Raw genomic sequence first — 14,371 nt, 5'->3', positions numbered from 1 at the left:
CAGGTTGCTTTGCATCAATCTTCGATGCGCCTGGGGCGGACTCGACCGCTATACTGGTTCGTGCCAAAAGCGATCTAGAACGGAATGCCGTATATGAAAATCAATCACGCGATTCTGCATATCCTGGACTTTGACTCTGCCGTCAACGTCATGAGCCAGCGCGAGCTGGATATCGAAAGCCGTATCGTGCGCAGCTTTGTTACCACGCATCTGCGCCGCGCACGTACCTCGGCCGACAATAAGCGCGCCACGTTTGCGGAGAACTCTGCGTTTGGCGGCGAGCTCAAGGGCTATTTCTTTGGTGAGCGTGAGTTCGTGGACTTGTCTCAGCAGATTGCGGAGTTCATCTCTTCCGAACTCACCAAGGCCGAGAAAGCCGAGTCCATTGACGTGCTCGTGGCCGATTTTGACGACGATGAGGATACCCGCTGGTTTGCCGTGATGCTGCTGGGCTCCAAGCAGGCATTCATGCACGAAGTGGGTCGCGAAGAGGGCGAGGTTCGTAACGACATCGCGCGCCACTACGCCATTTTGCCAAACCCCTCGCAAAAGGTGCCGAGCTATGCCATCGTGCGTGCAAGCACCATGGAGATCGGCTACGTGGATAAGAAGCGCAAGATTGCCGGCGAGGACCGCATGCTCATTCCCGACGGCCTGCTGCAGTGCGACACGGGGGTTTCGGGTAAGGAGGTCATCGACACGGTGACGCGCGTGGTCGAGGAGGTCGCCGAGGAGCACGGCGCCAACACGGCCGTAGCGCTCGCCAAGGTCAAAGCCGCCGTTGCCGAGAAGGTTGAAGACGACGAGGAGCTGCCGCCTTGGGATATCGTCGATGAGGTCTTTGAGGACGAACCGGTCATCAAGGAGAGCGTGCGTGCGGCGCTGACCGAGGAGAAGGTGCCCGAGCGCGTGCCCGTGGAGCGCAGGCAAGTCGAGCGCGCGGCCGTACGCAATCACAAGATTCGTACCGACACGGGTATCGAGATCAGCTTCCCGGCCGAGATGGGTTCAAACTCCGAGTACATCGAGTTTGTCAACGAGCCCAACGGCCTCATCTCCATCGAGCTCAAAAACATCGGTAGCATCGAGAATCGATAAGGCTTTTAACTTTTGAATAAAATTAAAGACGCGCGCTGATGAAATCGGAACGCCGCTTCACGGCGAGCTCGCCGGCTGCAAAAAGATTAAATGGCGGAATGCGGGACTCAAAATGGTTTTCCGAATCCGAGAGGACGGAATGGTTGAGATTGCCGAGATTGTGGCAATAGGACGGCGCGATCGTTCCGAGGTCTATAAGACGGCCGTAGGGCGCCTGTCAAAGCAACCCGCCATGGTTGAATACGACGGAGCCCTGAGATGATGAAGGCCGAAGCTCCGATGGTGCTTCGGCCTTTGTTGTTTTCGGCTTGGTTGCCGACATCGCGTCGTAGGTTGAGCACACGTCAGCGAAAACGCCCCTAGGCGAGCAAGGTGACGTGAAAGAGGAGGGAAGCGTACTTCGGTACGCGACCGACGATTGAACGTCAGATTGCCGCTTAGGGGCGTTTGCAGCGTCGACCGGTCCGTCGTTCGTTAGAACGACGGAACCAAAGGTGGAGCGTCGAGCCGTTACGCGGTTTGGTAAAACCGCGTAACCCTACAGCTGGCGCAGACCTTCCTCGAGGCCGGTCTTGCTGTCGGTCTTCTCGTCGCGCATCTTGATAACGCGGGCAGGGACACCGGCCACGACGGCGCCGGCGGGGACGTCCTCGACGCACACGGCGCCGGCGGCAACGACAGCACCCTTGCCCACGCGCACGCCTTCCAGGACCACAGCATTGGCGCCGATCATAACGTCGTCCTCGATGATGACGGGGGTGGCGCTGGCGGGCTCCACGACGCCTGCCAGCACGGTGCCGGCGCCGATGTGGCAGTTCTTGCCCACGGTGGCGCGTCCGCCCAGCACGGCGCCCATATCGATCATGGAGCCTTCGCCAATGACGGAGCCGATGTTGATGATGGCGCCCATCATGATGACGGCACGGTCGCCGATCTCGACGCGGTCGCGGATGATCGCACCCGGCTCGATGCGGGCGTTGATGCCCTTGAGGTCGAGCATGGGCACGGCGGAGTTGCGGCAGTCGTTCTCCACATCGTAGTAGTCGATGGAATCGACGTTGGCGTCGAGGATTGCCTTGAGCTCATCCCAGTCGCCAAATACAGTCTTTCCACGGCGGCCGCCATAGACATGCGCATTGCCCCACTGGACCTTCATGCCCGGCTTTTCGCGCACGTACAGCTTGACGGGCGTCTTCTTGGGCGCGGTGGCGATATAGTTGATAATCTCCTGTGCATCCATTTCGGCTGCATTGCTCATTTGCGGTCTCTCCTTTGGGTGGATCCGGTTGATACCTGGTTAGGCAAACATGACCTGGTCGAACGTATAGAAGCCGTGCTCGCGGGTGACGAGCTTCTGCGCGGCTGCCAAGGCACCGTTGACAAAGATCTGACGACTCGTGGCGCGATGCGCGAGCGTGACCTCCTCGTCCTGGCCAAAGAAACTCACTTCGTGCACGCCGGCGACAGTGCCACCGCGCAGCGAGTGCACGCCGATCTCCTTGGGGTCGCGCGCTCCGCACATGCCCTCGCGGCCATAGACGGGGTGGTAGCCTGCCTCGGGTTCGGCTTCGACGACGGCGTCGAGCAGCAACTTGGCAGTGCCGCTGGGGGCGTCGACCTTTTGGTTGTGGTGCGTCTCGACGATTTCGCAGTCAAAGCCGGGCAGCTCTCGCGTGGCCTGTGCCACCAGATGACGCAGGGCTGCGATACCGATGGAGTAATTGCCGGAGTGCATGACGCGGGTGCACTGACCCAGCTCGCGCAGGCGATCCATCTGCTCGGGCGTATAGCCTGTGGTGCCCGAGACCAACGCCGCACCCGTGCGCTCGACATAGGCGACGACGGTGTCGAAGGTCGCAACGTTCGAGAAGTCGATGATGACGTCGGCTGCCGGAGCGTTCTCGAGCTCGGACAAGTCGAAGCCGATCTGGGCGACGATGTCAAAAACGGGCTCTCCGGCAGCGTCGACAATACCCTCGGCGGTAGTGCGGATGAGCGAGCCCATGCGGCCCGTTCCCATAATGACGGTCTTAATCAAGCAGACCAGCTCCCTTCAGAGCATCGGTAAGTGCGGATCGCGTGTCGTCTGCCATGGGGCACAGCGGCATGCGGTAGTTTGCCTCGATCATACCCATCTGGGCGAGCGCTTCCTTGACGGGGATGGGGTTGACCTCGCTAAAGAGGGCATTGATGAGCGGCTGGCCGGCAATCTGGATATCGCGGGCACGTGCCACGTCACCGTCCAGATAGGCGCGGCACATGTCATGTACGAGCTGCGGCTGCACGTCGGCCCACACGCTGATGGTGCCCGAAGCACCCAGACTCATGAGCGGTACGGTGAGCGCGTCCTCGCCCGAGTACATGCGGAAGTCGTCGGACAGCAGGTGGGCGATCTTGGCAGCGTAGGCGACGTTGCCCGAGGCTTCCTTAATACCCATGATGTTGGGGTGCGCGGCCAAGCGCTCCACGTTGCGCTCGCTGATGCCGCAGCCACAGCGGCCGGGGATGTTGTACAGGATGCAGGGGATGTCTACGGCATCGGCGACGGTCTTAAAGTGCTGGTAGATACCCTCTTCGTTGGATTTGTTGTAGTAGGGGGTAATGAGCAGCAGGCCGTCGGCTCCCAAGCCCTGGTAAGTGAGCGACTTGGTGAGCATGGTCTGCGTGGAGTTGGAGCCCGAGCCGGCGATGACGGGGACGCGTCCTGCAACTTGCTTGACCACCGCGGCGACAACGGAGTTGTCCTCGTCGTCGGTCATCGTGGCGCTCTCGCCGGTGGTGCCCAGGGCGAGGATGGCGTCGGTGCCATTTTGCAGGTGGAAATCGATAAGGCGCTCGAGCGCATCAAAGTCGACACTGCCGTCCTTTTTAAACGGCGTAACCAGGGCGACGATTGAGCCCTCGAGATTGCGGATGTCCATGTTCTTCTCCTTCGCTTCGGCGATCTGGATGCGCTTGTTCCATTGGGCGGCGACTGCCAGGCGCTCGTCTTGGGCGCGGTGGCGGGCACTTTCGGCGCGCGACTTGGCCAACAGTTCTCGGCCGCACGGCAGCACGTCGAGCGTGGCAAAGTAATCGCCCGGGCGCTCGGCGCGGCGGATGAGGTCGGCCGCGCCATCGGGGCGCAGCAGGACCTCGGCGGAGCGCAGCCGTCCGTTGTAGTTGTAGCCCATGGAGTAGCCATGCGCACCGGTATCGTGGATTACAAGCAGGTCGCCCATGTCGATATGCGGTAGCTCGCGATCGATGGCGAACTTGTCGTTGTTCTCGCACAGATTGCCCGTGATGTCATAGGTGTTCGTGACGGGCGCTGTGCCCTTGTCGGCGCCGCCCGGCTGACCCATCACCGTAATGTGGTGGTAGGCACCATACATGGCGGGGCGGATCAAATCGACGGCGCTTGCATCGACACCGATATAGTCCTTGTAGATCTGCTTCTCGTGGATGGCCTTGGTGACCAGGCAGCCGTAGGGGCCCATCATAAAGCGGCCCATCTCGGTGTAGATTGCCACATCGCCCATGCCTGCGGGGACCAGGATCTCGTCGTATGCCGCGTGCACTCCCTCGCCGATGGCGTGAATGTCGTTGGCCTGCTGCTCGGGCAGGTAGGGGATGCCGACGCCGCCGGATAGATTGATGAAGGCGACGTGTGCGCCGGTCTCGCGCTCCAGGCGCACGGCAAGCTCAAAGAGGATGCGCGCGAGCTTGGGGTAGTAGTCGTTGGTGACGGTGTTGCTGGCAAGGAAGGCGTGGATGCCAAAGTCCTCGGCACCCTTGGTCTTGAGCATACGGAAGGCCTCGAAGAGTTGCTCGGTGGTCATGCCGTATTTGGAGTCGCCGGGGTTGTCCATGATGCCGTTGGAGAGCTGGAACAGGCCGCCCGGATTAAAGCGGCAGCTGACCGTCTTGGGGATGGGCCCCGCAACACGCTCAAAGAACTCGATGTGGCTGATGTCGTCAAAGTTGACGATGGCACCCAGCTTGTCGGCGAGCTCAAAGTCCGCAGCCGGCGTGTCGTTGGACGAGAACATGATGTCGTGTCCCGTGATACCCAGCGAGCGGGCGATCATGAGCTCGGTATAGCTCGAGCAATCGCAGCCGCAGCCGTATTCGTTGAGAATGGAGATGAGTGCCGGGTTGGGGTTGGCCTTGACGGCAAAGTATTCCTTAAAGCCCGGGTTCCACGCAAAGGCGTCGCGCACCTCTTGCATGTTGCGGCGGATGCCCGCCTCGTCGTATAGATGAAACGGCGTGGGGAACTGCTCGACGATATGCTCGAGCGTCTCCTTGTCCACAAACGGCTGCTTGGCCGCATATGCCTCGTTGGGGGTCAATGCCATGTCCCGTAAACCTCGCTATCCAGACGGCGCCATCTGCGCATCGAATCCGCATAGCGTGGACCCAATGTCCGGATAGCGCTCCCGCATTGCTGCAGACAGTCCTGTGGGTGTTTCCCACAGGCCCACCAGGTTGTTCGTGCCCGAAAAACCCAGTTCGGCGGGTTTCGCCTCCCCGCGGGGTCAAAGCCTGCCGGCTCACCCGCGGCTCTTCGTGCCCGCGCCTCTATCAAGTGGTAAAGACCCTATCACGTTGCACTTTACCAAACAAGAGTATTCGTATATAACGTTTAAAAAATGCAGGGATATGCTGGAAACATGTGCGCCACAATCCTGTATCACAATAAGTTGCAACAGATGTGCCTCACGAAGGGATCCTCTATGACCGAGCTCCAAGAACTCCGTCGCTATCGCCGCGATCTCCATCGCATTCCGGAGCTCGATTTCGATCTTCCGCTAACCATTGCCTATATCGAGGGCGTGCTGGCACCGCTCACCTGCGAAGTGACCCATCCGTGCCCCAGCTGTGTTTGTGCTTTCTTCGACGCCGGCGTTGATGCCGCGCATGCCACGGCGATTCGCGCCGATATGGATGCGCTGCCCATTGAGGAGGCGACAGGGGCGGCCTTTGCCTCGACCCATCCCGGCAAGATGCACGCTTGCGGACATGACGGTCACATGGCCATGGCACTTGCCGCCGCGACGTATGTCGACCGTACGATTCGCGAGCAGCCGGGCGCCATGAGGCGCAACGTGCTCTTTGTGTTCCAGCCGGCCGAGGAAACGACCGGTGGTGCCAAGACGGTATGCGAGAGCGGCGTGTTCGAGCGCTATGGGGTCGACCGCATTTTTGGCTTGCATGTGTGGCCCGATCTGCCTGCCGGCACGTTGGCGAGCTGTTCCGGTCCGCTGCTGGCGCGTTCGAGCGAGACGCATATCTATATTCACGGTACGAGCATCCATATTGCTAAGACCTATGGCGTGCCGGTCGAGGAGTCGCACGATGCCGCGTTGGCGGCAGCGAAGTTTTTGGTTGCCGAGCGCGAGCTGATGGACGAGCTGGGCACCGACGAGCCCTGCATCGGCAAGTTTGGTCTGCTGCAGGCCGGTACGGTTTGCAACGCGGTGGCGGGGGAGGCCCATGTGGCCGGAAGCCTGCGTGTGTTTACGGACGGCATGTTCGACCGGGCGCGCGAAGGCGTGCGTCGCGTGCTTGATGAGGCCTGTGCCGCAACGGGCTGCACGTACGATCTCGACTTTGCCGAGGGCTATCCGCCGGTCGACAACGACCCCGAGTTGTTTGCCAGCGTCGCGCCTGCCTTGCCCGGCCTGCAGCTTGTGGAGGAGCCGCTGTTAATTGCCGAGGACTTTGCGTTCTATCAGCGCTATCTGCCGGGCGTGTTCTTCTTGCTGGGCGCGGGTGTGCCGGAGGGTCAAGAAAACCCGAGCGATTCGGATGGCTGTCCTGCCTATGCCACGAGCGCCCTTCACACCGATACCATGCTCTTTGACGAGGAAATTCTGCTCAAGGGCCTCGATGTCTACAAACGATTGCTTTTGCTTGGTTAATCGGCGCGGGCGCATGTTCTAGAAAATACGAACAAATGTACGGTATAATAGAGATGTATGTCTGTAGAAACGTTTGACGTTATTAACGTAAGGCGATACTATGATCGCATCGTACAAAGATGAGGATACCGAACGTTTTGCAATGGGTGTGCGGGTCAGGAGGTTCGTGCCCTTTGAGCGGGTCGCATTGAGGAAGATTCGTCAACTGCAGGTTTGTGCTTCACTTGATGACCTTCGCGTTCCTCCGGGCAATCGTCTTGAAGCGTTGAAGGGCGATCGCGCCGGCCAATATAGTATCCGTGTTAATGAGCGCTATCGGGTCTGCTTTGAGTGGAGACAGGGGATGGCTTGGAATGTCGAAATCGTCGATTATCACAAGTGATGAGACCGCGCCCGATTTGCTGTCACCGGTGACTCCTGGTGAACTTCTCAAAGAGGAATTTCTTGTTCCTATGGGCATTTCTCAATATCGTCTTGCTAAGGAGACCGGGATTCCGGCACAGCGTATTGGGCAGATTATTTTGGGGAGGCGTCGTGTTACGGCTGACACCGATCTTCGCCTTTGCCGCTACTTTGGCCTAACGGATGGTTATTGGCTGCGCGGCCAGATAGCGTTTGACCTCGAGGCGGAAAAGAGGCGCATCGAGCCGGAACTGGATAAGATCGTTCCTGTTCAGCAGGCTATCGCATTGTAGTGTTCAAAGATGTTGAGGTTGGAGTGACGATGGGGCGACGCCGACAGTCTGCCGTTTATAGTCCCGGTGGGTGTGGATGCGGCTTGTTGTTGCTTCCGGTTATTGCTGTGAGCATTGGCCGTTTACCGCAACCTTAGCTGCGAGCTAATATAGGAGACGCACCCCAGTTCGGAACAGCGGGTAACAGAATGCAACATTCTCGCAGGTAGTTATAGGTGTCGTATTGAAGTCCGAATAACACTTCGCAACGGCGTGAAACGCTCCGAGCGGGTTTATTCGTACCGCAATTCGTACCACCCCAGATAAGGGGAAAACTCACTACATGAGAGAAATGGAGCACAGACATGACCGACTGGAAGGCACTCGAGGACGCCGAGGACCACGCCTACTTCATGGCAGAGCTCATGGACATCTCGCCCGAGAGCTTCACCATCGAGGAGAAGAAGCAGATCCTACACGACATGATCGCGAGCTCCTCCGCCATCGAGAACGCGATGCGCGACGAGTTCGCGGAACTCGACGAGGTCACCCAGACCCGCCTGATCGACGACCTCGCGGCGGACGGGCCGCGAAGCCGCGAGTGGTGGTACGAGGTGCTCGTGGACGGCCCCAGGCACCGCGACTTCCCGACGCTCAGCGCCGGCTCGCGCCGGAGGCGCTAGCGACGGAGGCGCTAGCGACGGAGGCGCTCGTCCCATCCCAGGGACGAGGGCCTCTCCTTGTGTAGACCTTCGTGAAGCGACGGAACGCTACGGATCTAGCCTGCCCACGAGCCAGGGCAGCGGCACGAGGGGCAGCGCGCCCAGGCACAGCAGAACGGCGAGCGCCGTGGCCGCGCCCCAGCGGGCGTCCTCGCGCGTCACGACAGGATCTCGTTCACGCGCGCCTGGACCTCCGCGTAGCGGTCGCCCAGCGCCGCCTTGCGCGCCGCCCCGTTTCCGAACTCGCCCGCGATCACCCAGCGCGCGAAGTCGTCCACGTCGTCGGCCGCCGGCGCCTGGGCCGCGCCCCCGCCGGAGCCCCCGGCAAGGATGCGGTTCACCTCCGCCTGCACCTCGTCGTAGCGGCTCCCCAGGGCCGCGCGCCGCGCGGCCCCGTTTCCGAACTCCCCGGCGATGACGCGCCGCGCGAGCTCCGCGACCGTGCCGCTGGGCGCGGCCGTGGTCGTGCCTTCAGAAACAACGCCGCCCGTGATCGCCGCCTTCAGCGCCGCCCACTTGGACGCCGCCACGTAGGGCGCGGGGCAGAGCTTGCCCGTCACGTCGTAGTGGCGGATGACCCCGGAAGCGCCGATGCCGTACTTGGCCATGAGCTTCCTCACGAGCCAGCCCAGCTTCTCGACCTCGGTCGCGCTGAAGTCCTCGCCTGCCGAGACGACCTCGATGCCGACCGCGCGGCAGTTCATCTGCCAGTCTCCGGCGTGCCAGGCGGTGTCGCCCTCGGCCACGCTCTGATAGATCTCCGGCGTGATGTCGTCTATGAAGTAGTGCGCGGACGCCCCCTGGCCCTCGTTCCTCGCGAAGTACGTCGCGTTGTTGCGGGCAGAGGCAAGCGTCGCCGTGAAGTGGACCACGATGCGGTCGATCGCGCCAGGGCGCCCGCGTGTCATGTGGTCCGAGCCGCACTGCTTGAAGAGGATGCTATATGCCATCGGGCACCTCCTCGAAGCCGCCGTCCTCGCCCTCGTCGGGCTCCCAGCCATCCGGCGCAGCCGCCTCGACACCCTCGCTGTGAAGCGCCTCCCAGCGCTCCTCCTCGCTCGCGAACTCGCGCTCACTCATCGGAACCACCGCCCGACGGCAGCGCCGCGCCGAGTTCCGCCATCACCGGCGACAGCACGGCCATCACGAGCGCCACCACGATCGGGCGCCACTCCGGCGCCAGCACCGCGCAGCCCACGAGCATGTCCACGTTGGCCGCGACCACGCCGAGCACGCCCTGTACGATGGTTCTCGCCAGGCGCCACGGCCACTCGTTGGATGTCAGGAAAGCCTCCATCATTGCCCCTTCCGCATGTTCTCGATCTCCGCCTTCACGACGGCGACGTCCTGCTCCAGGGCGTAGGTGCGCTCTATGAGGCAGTTGTGCCTCTCGACCTGCCGCGCTAGGTTGTCGATTTTGACCTCCATGACCGCGCGGCTGCGCGAGTTGGACACGAGCACCCCCGCGAGGGTGAGCACCCCCGTCACGAGCGCCGCGACGACCGACTCCATGGCAACCTCCGTCCCAGGCGGGGACGCCCCCGTCTGGCCGAAGTGTCTGCCGTGGTCACAAATATGCTTATCTAACTAGGTAAATGGGCAAAGTGATGCGTTCCGTTACTTCACAAAGTCATTCACAGCGAAATTGTCTCGGGCCTTTCGAAAACTCTTCTTGACCGCGACACTGTGTCGCAGTTTATGCTCAGGACGGAGGTGAGGGACATGATGACAACAGGAGAGGTCAGCAAGCTGACCGGAATAGGGAAGAAGTCCCTTCAACGCTACAACGATTGGGGGTTAATCTCGCCGAAAAGGAGCGAGGCGGGGTACATGCTCTTCACTGAGGATGACCTTGTTAAGCTCTTCCTCGTCAAGCTGTTCAAAGACCTCGGATACAAAGTGAAAGACATCAAGGCGGCGTTTGATAGACCGGATTTTGATGTAAGGGAATCACTCGACTGTAGAATCACGGAGCTTGAAGTGCAGCTACGCAAAGACAAGGAGCAGCTGCTCTTCGCGAAAGAGATGAGGAAGCTCATCGAGAACGAGGGCGGCCCGAACACGGGAGAGGCGATATGCGCTCTTCTTCGTCACCCCGAGTACGCCTGGGTCCTGACGGATGAGGACAGCGATGAGGGAGAGGATCTCACTGCCTATTTCAAATGGGCGGCGAGGGCGAACAAGCGCATAGCTGAGGTTAGCCCATCCGCGCTGGACGAATGTCTTAATCAGCTAATCGAGGAGTCAGAGAAGTTTGGGCCGTCGACCCGATTCATGACTCAGATGCTCATCTCACTCTTCGACTTGGAGGAGCGTGGTGTCCAAGCGAACTCGGAGGAGGCGCGTGCCATAGTTGCAGACGCGTATTACGGGATGGAGGACTACGTCGAGGGCGATCTCTATGTCTCGTTCTACATGCTAGGGAAGTACTACAAGGTCGGCGGCATGACGCCTCCTAGCGTCATGGCACAGCTGGACGAGAAGTCAATGGAACAGTTGACTGACGCTGAGTCTTTCATCGGAGAGGCAATAAGCAGCTTCGTCGACACGCTGGAGCTTACAGAAGAGCGTCGCAAAGAAATAGAAGACCTTGAGCAGTAGAGGAAAGGAGAAAAGATGTCTTGGGATTACGCGGAACTATCGCACATGGCAAAAGAGGCCGGGGGGCCCGACCTTCTGCTGAGCACGCTTGAGAAGAACGCACGCGGTCAAGGGCGAATTGAGGGGGCAGGAATAGGCGCGATTGTGGCAGGGTCCCTCTTCGCAGGCGCGGCCTTGGTCTACAAGCAGTACAGCAAGAAGAAAGCATTGGCAAACGAGGCGAAGGTGGAGCTCGCAAACGGAATCCAAGCTTACGAAATGACAGAAGAGGAGGAGAACGCTAGGGAGGTCGAGAGCGAGAATGACGAGCGGAAATACGAGGCTCAGGACGAACCCAACAATCCAAAAGATCACGAGGAGGGAATGCAGGGATGAAGGATATAGCCAATGAAGAGGGCAAGAGCACTAAGACGGAAACGGCTGAGGAGCCAAGAGACGGCAGAATGGAGCGGGCAAAGGCCTTCGTAAAGCGGCATGGCCTGGAAATTGTATTGGGAATAGGCTGTGTGGGCCTCGGAGCTGTTTGCGTGCGACAGGGGAACGCCTTGGCTATCAAAGACAAGATCATCAAGCTGCAGGGCGTCAGAATACGAGATCTCGTTGCCTTGTGCGAAGAGAAGGATTCCTGGTTCAAGGAACTGATGTCAGACGCCTTGAGGCGTGGGAGCTCTCTTGCAGGGAAGTGTATGGTCGATCGGAGGGAAGTGCTGCTCGGAAGATAGGTAAAAGCCCCGCCACTCGCGCCGCCCGCACGGCAGGTTCGTCCCGAGCCCCCTGCGGCGGCGCGTCCACCCCTCCGGCACATGCGGCGCAGGCGCCGCAAGCGCCGGAGGGGTGCCTTTTAGGAGCCCTTCGCCGTGAGGTACCCGGCCCCGCCCGCGCCGTCGATCCTCATGTACTGGTAGCCCGCGCGCGAGCTCGCGTAGGCCGTGCCCGCCCCTCCCACGAGCGAGACGCACTGGTAGAACGTCTGGAAGCCCGAGACGCCGGAGGATGGTAGCGCCCAGTCGGCGTCGACCCAAATCGTCACGAGCGACCCGCACCCGCCGAAGGTGTAGGCGAGGCCCTCGAGCGAGGACGGATCTAGCCCGGAGAGGTCGATCTCCGTGAGCCCCTTGCAGCTGTTGAACGTGTGCTGCATCTCGCGCACGCCCCTCAGGTTCCCCATGCCCGCTACCTCGGCGATGGCCTGGTGGCCGTAGAACCAGTAGTTCGTGTTCACGTGTTCGTAGGCGGCCATGTCCGCCGCTATGGTCACCTTCTCCACGTCGTGCCGATGGTCGTACCAGGGCTGGTAGCCCACCGAGTTGTACCGAGCGTTCGTGCACAGGTGCCCGGAGGATAGGAGCTCCCGCCCCGCCTCGGGCTCGGTGGCAGCCGTCAGCACGAGCTCGCCGTCGGCGTAGAGGAAGCAGCGGAACCACTCGCGCTCGTCCCCGGACCCGTCTGAGTAAGTCAGCGCGCCGTCCTTGCCGAAGTTCAGCGCGTCGTGGTCGTCCATCTGCCCTGGGACGTGCCCCTTGCCCCCGACGAGTCTTCTGCAGCCGCTGAACATGGGCGAGCCGGAGGTCACGTTCCCCATGAACACCTCCGCCCGGATCGTCTCGAGCGAGGAGCAGCTCACAAACATCTGATTCATGCTGATGGCGCCGGAAGCCTCCTCGAGGCCGTCCACCTCCACGAGGTTCTCGAAGCCATGAAAGAAGTAGGCGGCGCTCGCGAGCCCACTCCCGGAGAAGTCGGAATCGAACACCGCTCGCGAGACGGAGAGCTTGTCGTCGTCCCAGGGGCGGGCGTCGGCTGAGGTGTAGCCCGCCGGGTCGACCTCCCACGCCTTGAGGATGACCGCGCCGGGCACGTCGGAGGAGCACCCGTCGCGGTAGTTGAACTCGAGCGTTCCGTCCGCGAGCAGGAGGGCGCGGATCTTCACGCCCATGTCCCAGGAGAGCGCCAGAATCGCCGGCGCCATCTCGCTCGGCTTGTACGTCTCGGCAAGCCCGTTCTGAGCCCTGATCGCGTCGGCTATGGCGTCAAACACGGAATCTGAGATAACGCCCGTGCCCGAGGTATGCGCCGCCTGGAACGGAGTGCCTGCCTTCGTCCCGTCGAGCGCGAGCACCGCCGCCGCCATCTCGGAGGGCAGGTACGTGTCCGTCCCGCCGTTCTGAACGCGGATGGCGTTCGCGATGTCAGTGAAGACGTCTTTGTCTATCGTCCCTATGGCCACCTAGAACTCCACCTCGCTCAGGTCGTCGAGCGCCGCGATCTGCTGCGCCACGTATTCCTTCGTCGCGTACGCCGAGAGGTCGGGCGTCGCCCCCGGCGCGCCGTCCTGGCCGTCCTCGCCGGGGTCACCCTTCTGACCCTGCTCTCCCGTCTCGCCCTTGAGGCCGGAGAAGGCGAACGCGAACGTTCGCTCGCCCGGGGTCCCGCCGAGCGTCACGATGACGGAGGGCGTGCCCGTGGATGAGTCCACCGTCGCGGTCGCGCCCGTGATCTCCGCGTCCGCGCCGTCCTGACCGTCGACGCCCGGCGCACCCCGGGCGCCCTGCGGGCCACGAAGCGCCTCGAGCTGCTCCGTGGTGAAGTCGGAGTAGAGGAAGGGGTCTCCCTTCTCGCCTTGCTCCCCCTTGAGGTCGGCGGAGCTCGTGCCGCTCGCGCTCGTCACCGTGAGCACCGTGCCGCTCCACGAGTGCGTGCAGCTCACGCCGTCCTGGCCATCCTGTCCGTCGGCACCGTCAGCACCGGGAGCCCCGTCCTCTCCGGGGTCGCCCTTCTGGCCCTTGAGCGCCGCAAGCTGCTCGGCGGTGAAGTCTGTGTAGGTGAACGGGTCTCCCTTGTCGCCCTTCTCGCCGTTGTCCTCCTTGTCGCCCTTGGGGCCGTGCGCGAGGGTCGCTGTGGTGGTGCCCGTGGCGTCGGTCACGGTGACGACCGCGCCCGCCTCGGTCTGCTCCACCTTGGCGGTCGGGCTCACGCCGTCCGCGCCCGGAGCGCCGTCCTCGCCATCTGCTCCGTCCTTTCCGGGCGCGCCCGGGGCACCCGGCGCCCCGTCGAAGTCCCCGCGCTCGGCGGCGGCCAGCAGCTCCTCCTTGGCGGCGTTCGCCGCGCCCGCGGCCGCCGCCGCCGCGGCCACCGCGCCCGACGCCCCCTGCGCGTCCTCCAGCGCCCCGGCGGCGACGTCCGCCGCCTGCTGCGCCTTCGCCACCGCGTCGGAGATGAGGGCGTCCGCGCCCTCGAACTTCTCTATCGCCTCCAGGAATGTTAGCGTCAATCTATTTTTCACCAGTTTCGCTAAACAGGCGCGCCGTTCGCGCAAAGGCGGTTTCACCGGTTGCGCTAACGTATTTTCACCGATTCCGGTCACGGCTTG

General features: G+C 61.9%; 16 protein-coding genes, 1 pseudogene and 1 riboswitch. Of the genes and pseudogenes, 8 read left to right on the top strand and 9 right to left on the bottom strand.

Features of this window, described 5'->3' with window-relative positions:
* The first annotated feature begins 93 nt into the window (after positions 1-93).
* The gene (locus ACTQV4_RS05760) at positions 94-1,098 is read left to right on the top strand and encodes a nucleoid-associated protein (RefSeq protein ID WP_441569476.1); all 1,005 of its coding nucleotides are present in this window, start codon (positions 94-96) and stop codon (positions 1,096-1,098) included.
* A 538-nt stretch (positions 1,099-1,636) separates the two neighbouring features.
* Here the strand turns inward: ACTQV4_RS05760 and dapD are convergent.
* From dapD to dapA, 3 genes are read right to left on the bottom strand one after another with little or no spacing between them, the layout of a single operon-like run.
* A complete protein-coding gene (gene dapD, locus ACTQV4_RS05755; protein ID WP_154517324.1) occupies positions 1,637-2,356 on the bottom strand; it encodes a 2,3,4,5-tetrahydropyridine-2,6-dicarboxylate N-acetyltransferase in 720 nt (239 codons plus the stop codon).
* Between the two features lie 39 nt (positions 2,357-2,395).
* Complete coding sequence (gene dapB, locus ACTQV4_RS05750; protein ID WP_441569475.1) at positions 2,396-3,136, bottom strand: 4-hydroxy-tetrahydrodipicolinate reductase; 741 nt, start codon at positions 3,134-3,136, stop codon at positions 2,396-2,398.
* Positions 3,129-5,438: a 4-hydroxy-tetrahydrodipicolinate synthase gene (dapA, locus tag ACTQV4_RS05745; RefSeq protein WP_441040964.1), complete on the bottom strand. Its 2,310-nt coding sequence runs from the start codon at positions 5,436-5,438 to the stop codon at positions 3,129-3,131. The genes dapB and dapA overlap by 8 nt, the downstream gene beginning before the upstream one ends.
* A gap of 65 nt (positions 5,439-5,503) precedes the next feature.
* Positions 5,504-5,672: riboswitch (Lysine riboswitch) on the bottom strand.
* 144 nt (positions 5,673-5,816) lie between these two features.
* Here dapA and ACTQV4_RS05740 point away from each other — a divergent pair.
* The 4 genes from ACTQV4_RS05740 to ACTQV4_RS05725 all read left to right on the top strand — a co-directional run bounded on the left by ACTQV4_RS05740 (position 5,817) and on the right by ACTQV4_RS05725 (position 8,361).
* A complete protein-coding gene (locus tag ACTQV4_RS05740; protein WP_441569474.1) occupies positions 5,817-7,004 on the top strand; it encodes an N-acetyldiaminopimelate deacetylase in 1,188 nt (395 codons plus the stop codon).
* Between the two features lie 100 nt (positions 7,005-7,104).
* Positions 7,105-7,386, top strand: coding sequence for a type II toxin-antitoxin system RelE/ParE family toxin (locus tag ACTQV4_RS05735; protein ID WP_427747940.1), 282 nt, complete (start codon positions 7,105-7,107; stop codon positions 7,384-7,386).
* Positions 7,358-7,699: a HigA family addiction module antitoxin gene (locus tag ACTQV4_RS05730; protein WP_441569473.1), complete on the top strand. Its 342-nt coding sequence runs from the start codon at positions 7,358-7,360 to the stop codon at positions 7,697-7,699. The genes ACTQV4_RS05735 and ACTQV4_RS05730 overlap by 29 nt, the downstream gene beginning before the upstream one ends.
* A 344-nt stretch (positions 7,700-8,043) precedes the next feature.
* The gene (locus ACTQV4_RS05725; RefSeq protein WP_441068548.1) at positions 8,044-8,361 is read left to right on the top strand and encodes a hypothetical protein; all 318 of its coding nucleotides are present in this window, start codon (positions 8,044-8,046) and stop codon (positions 8,359-8,361) included.
* 197 nt (positions 8,362-8,558) lie between these two features.
* Here ACTQV4_RS05725 and ACTQV4_RS05720 read toward each other — a convergent pair whose 3' ends face one another.
* From ACTQV4_RS05720 to ACTQV4_RS05705, 4 genes are read right to left on the bottom strand one after another with little or no spacing between them, the layout of a single operon-like run.
* A complete protein-coding gene (locus ACTQV4_RS05720) occupies positions 8,559-9,350 on the bottom strand; it encodes an N-acetylmuramoyl-L-alanine amidase (protein ID WP_441569472.1) in 792 nt (263 codons plus the stop codon).
* On the bottom strand, positions 9,340-9,480 hold the full coding sequence (locus ACTQV4_RS05715) for a hypothetical protein (protein WP_441068552.1): 141 nt from the start codon (positions 9,478-9,480) through the stop codon (positions 9,340-9,342). The genes ACTQV4_RS05720 and ACTQV4_RS05715 overlap by 11 nt, the downstream gene beginning before the upstream one ends.
* On the bottom strand, positions 9,473-9,697 hold the full coding sequence (locus ACTQV4_RS05710) for a hypothetical protein (RefSeq protein WP_441068554.1): 225 nt from the start codon (positions 9,695-9,697) through the stop codon (positions 9,473-9,475). The genes ACTQV4_RS05715 and ACTQV4_RS05710 overlap by 8 nt, the downstream gene beginning before the upstream one ends.
* Entirely contained in the window at positions 9,697-9,912 is a 216-nt protein-coding gene (locus tag ACTQV4_RS05705; RefSeq protein ID WP_441068556.1) for a hypothetical protein, read from the bottom strand. Before ACTQV4_RS05705 ends, ACTQV4_RS05710 begins: the two co-directional genes overlap by 1 nt.
* A gap of 186 nt (positions 9,913-10,098) precedes the next feature.
* On the opposite strand from ACTQV4_RS05705, the gene ACTQV4_RS05700 reads away from it, so the two are divergent.
* Genes ACTQV4_RS05700 through ACTQV4_RS05690 form a run of 3 tightly spaced genes read left to right on the top strand, consistent with a single transcriptional unit; the run spans position 10,099 to position 11,723 of the window.
* A complete protein-coding gene (locus ACTQV4_RS05700) occupies positions 10,099-11,001 on the top strand; it encodes a MerR family transcriptional regulator (RefSeq protein WP_441569471.1) in 903 nt (300 codons plus the stop codon).
* Between the two features lie 15 nt (positions 11,002-11,016).
* Complete coding sequence (locus tag ACTQV4_RS05695) at positions 11,017-11,376, top strand: hypothetical protein (RefSeq protein WP_441068560.1); 360 nt, start codon at positions 11,017-11,019, stop codon at positions 11,374-11,376.
* Entirely contained in the window at positions 11,373-11,723 is a 351-nt protein-coding gene (locus ACTQV4_RS05690) for a hypothetical protein (protein ID WP_441068562.1), read from the top strand. The genes ACTQV4_RS05695 and ACTQV4_RS05690 overlap by 4 nt, the downstream gene beginning before the upstream one ends.
* Positions 11,724-11,842: 119 nt before the next feature.
* On the opposite strand, the gene ACTQV4_RS05685 is transcribed toward ACTQV4_RS05690, so the two are convergent.
* Complete coding sequence (locus ACTQV4_RS05685) at positions 11,843-13,228, bottom strand: hypothetical protein (protein WP_441569470.1); 1,386 nt, start codon at positions 13,226-13,228, stop codon at positions 11,843-11,845.
* Positions 13,229-14,371 (bottom strand): annotated as a pseudogene (locus tag ACTQV4_RS05680) (hypothetical protein); the annotation flags it as partial.

The organism is Collinsella sp. LCP19S3_B11 (genome assembly GCF_052121915.1).
GTDB lineage: Bacteria > Actinomycetota > Coriobacteriia > Coriobacteriales > Coriobacteriaceae > Collinsella.
The sequence above is the reverse complement of the archived record's forward strand: the minus strand, read 5'-3'. Positions and strand labels throughout refer to the sequence as shown.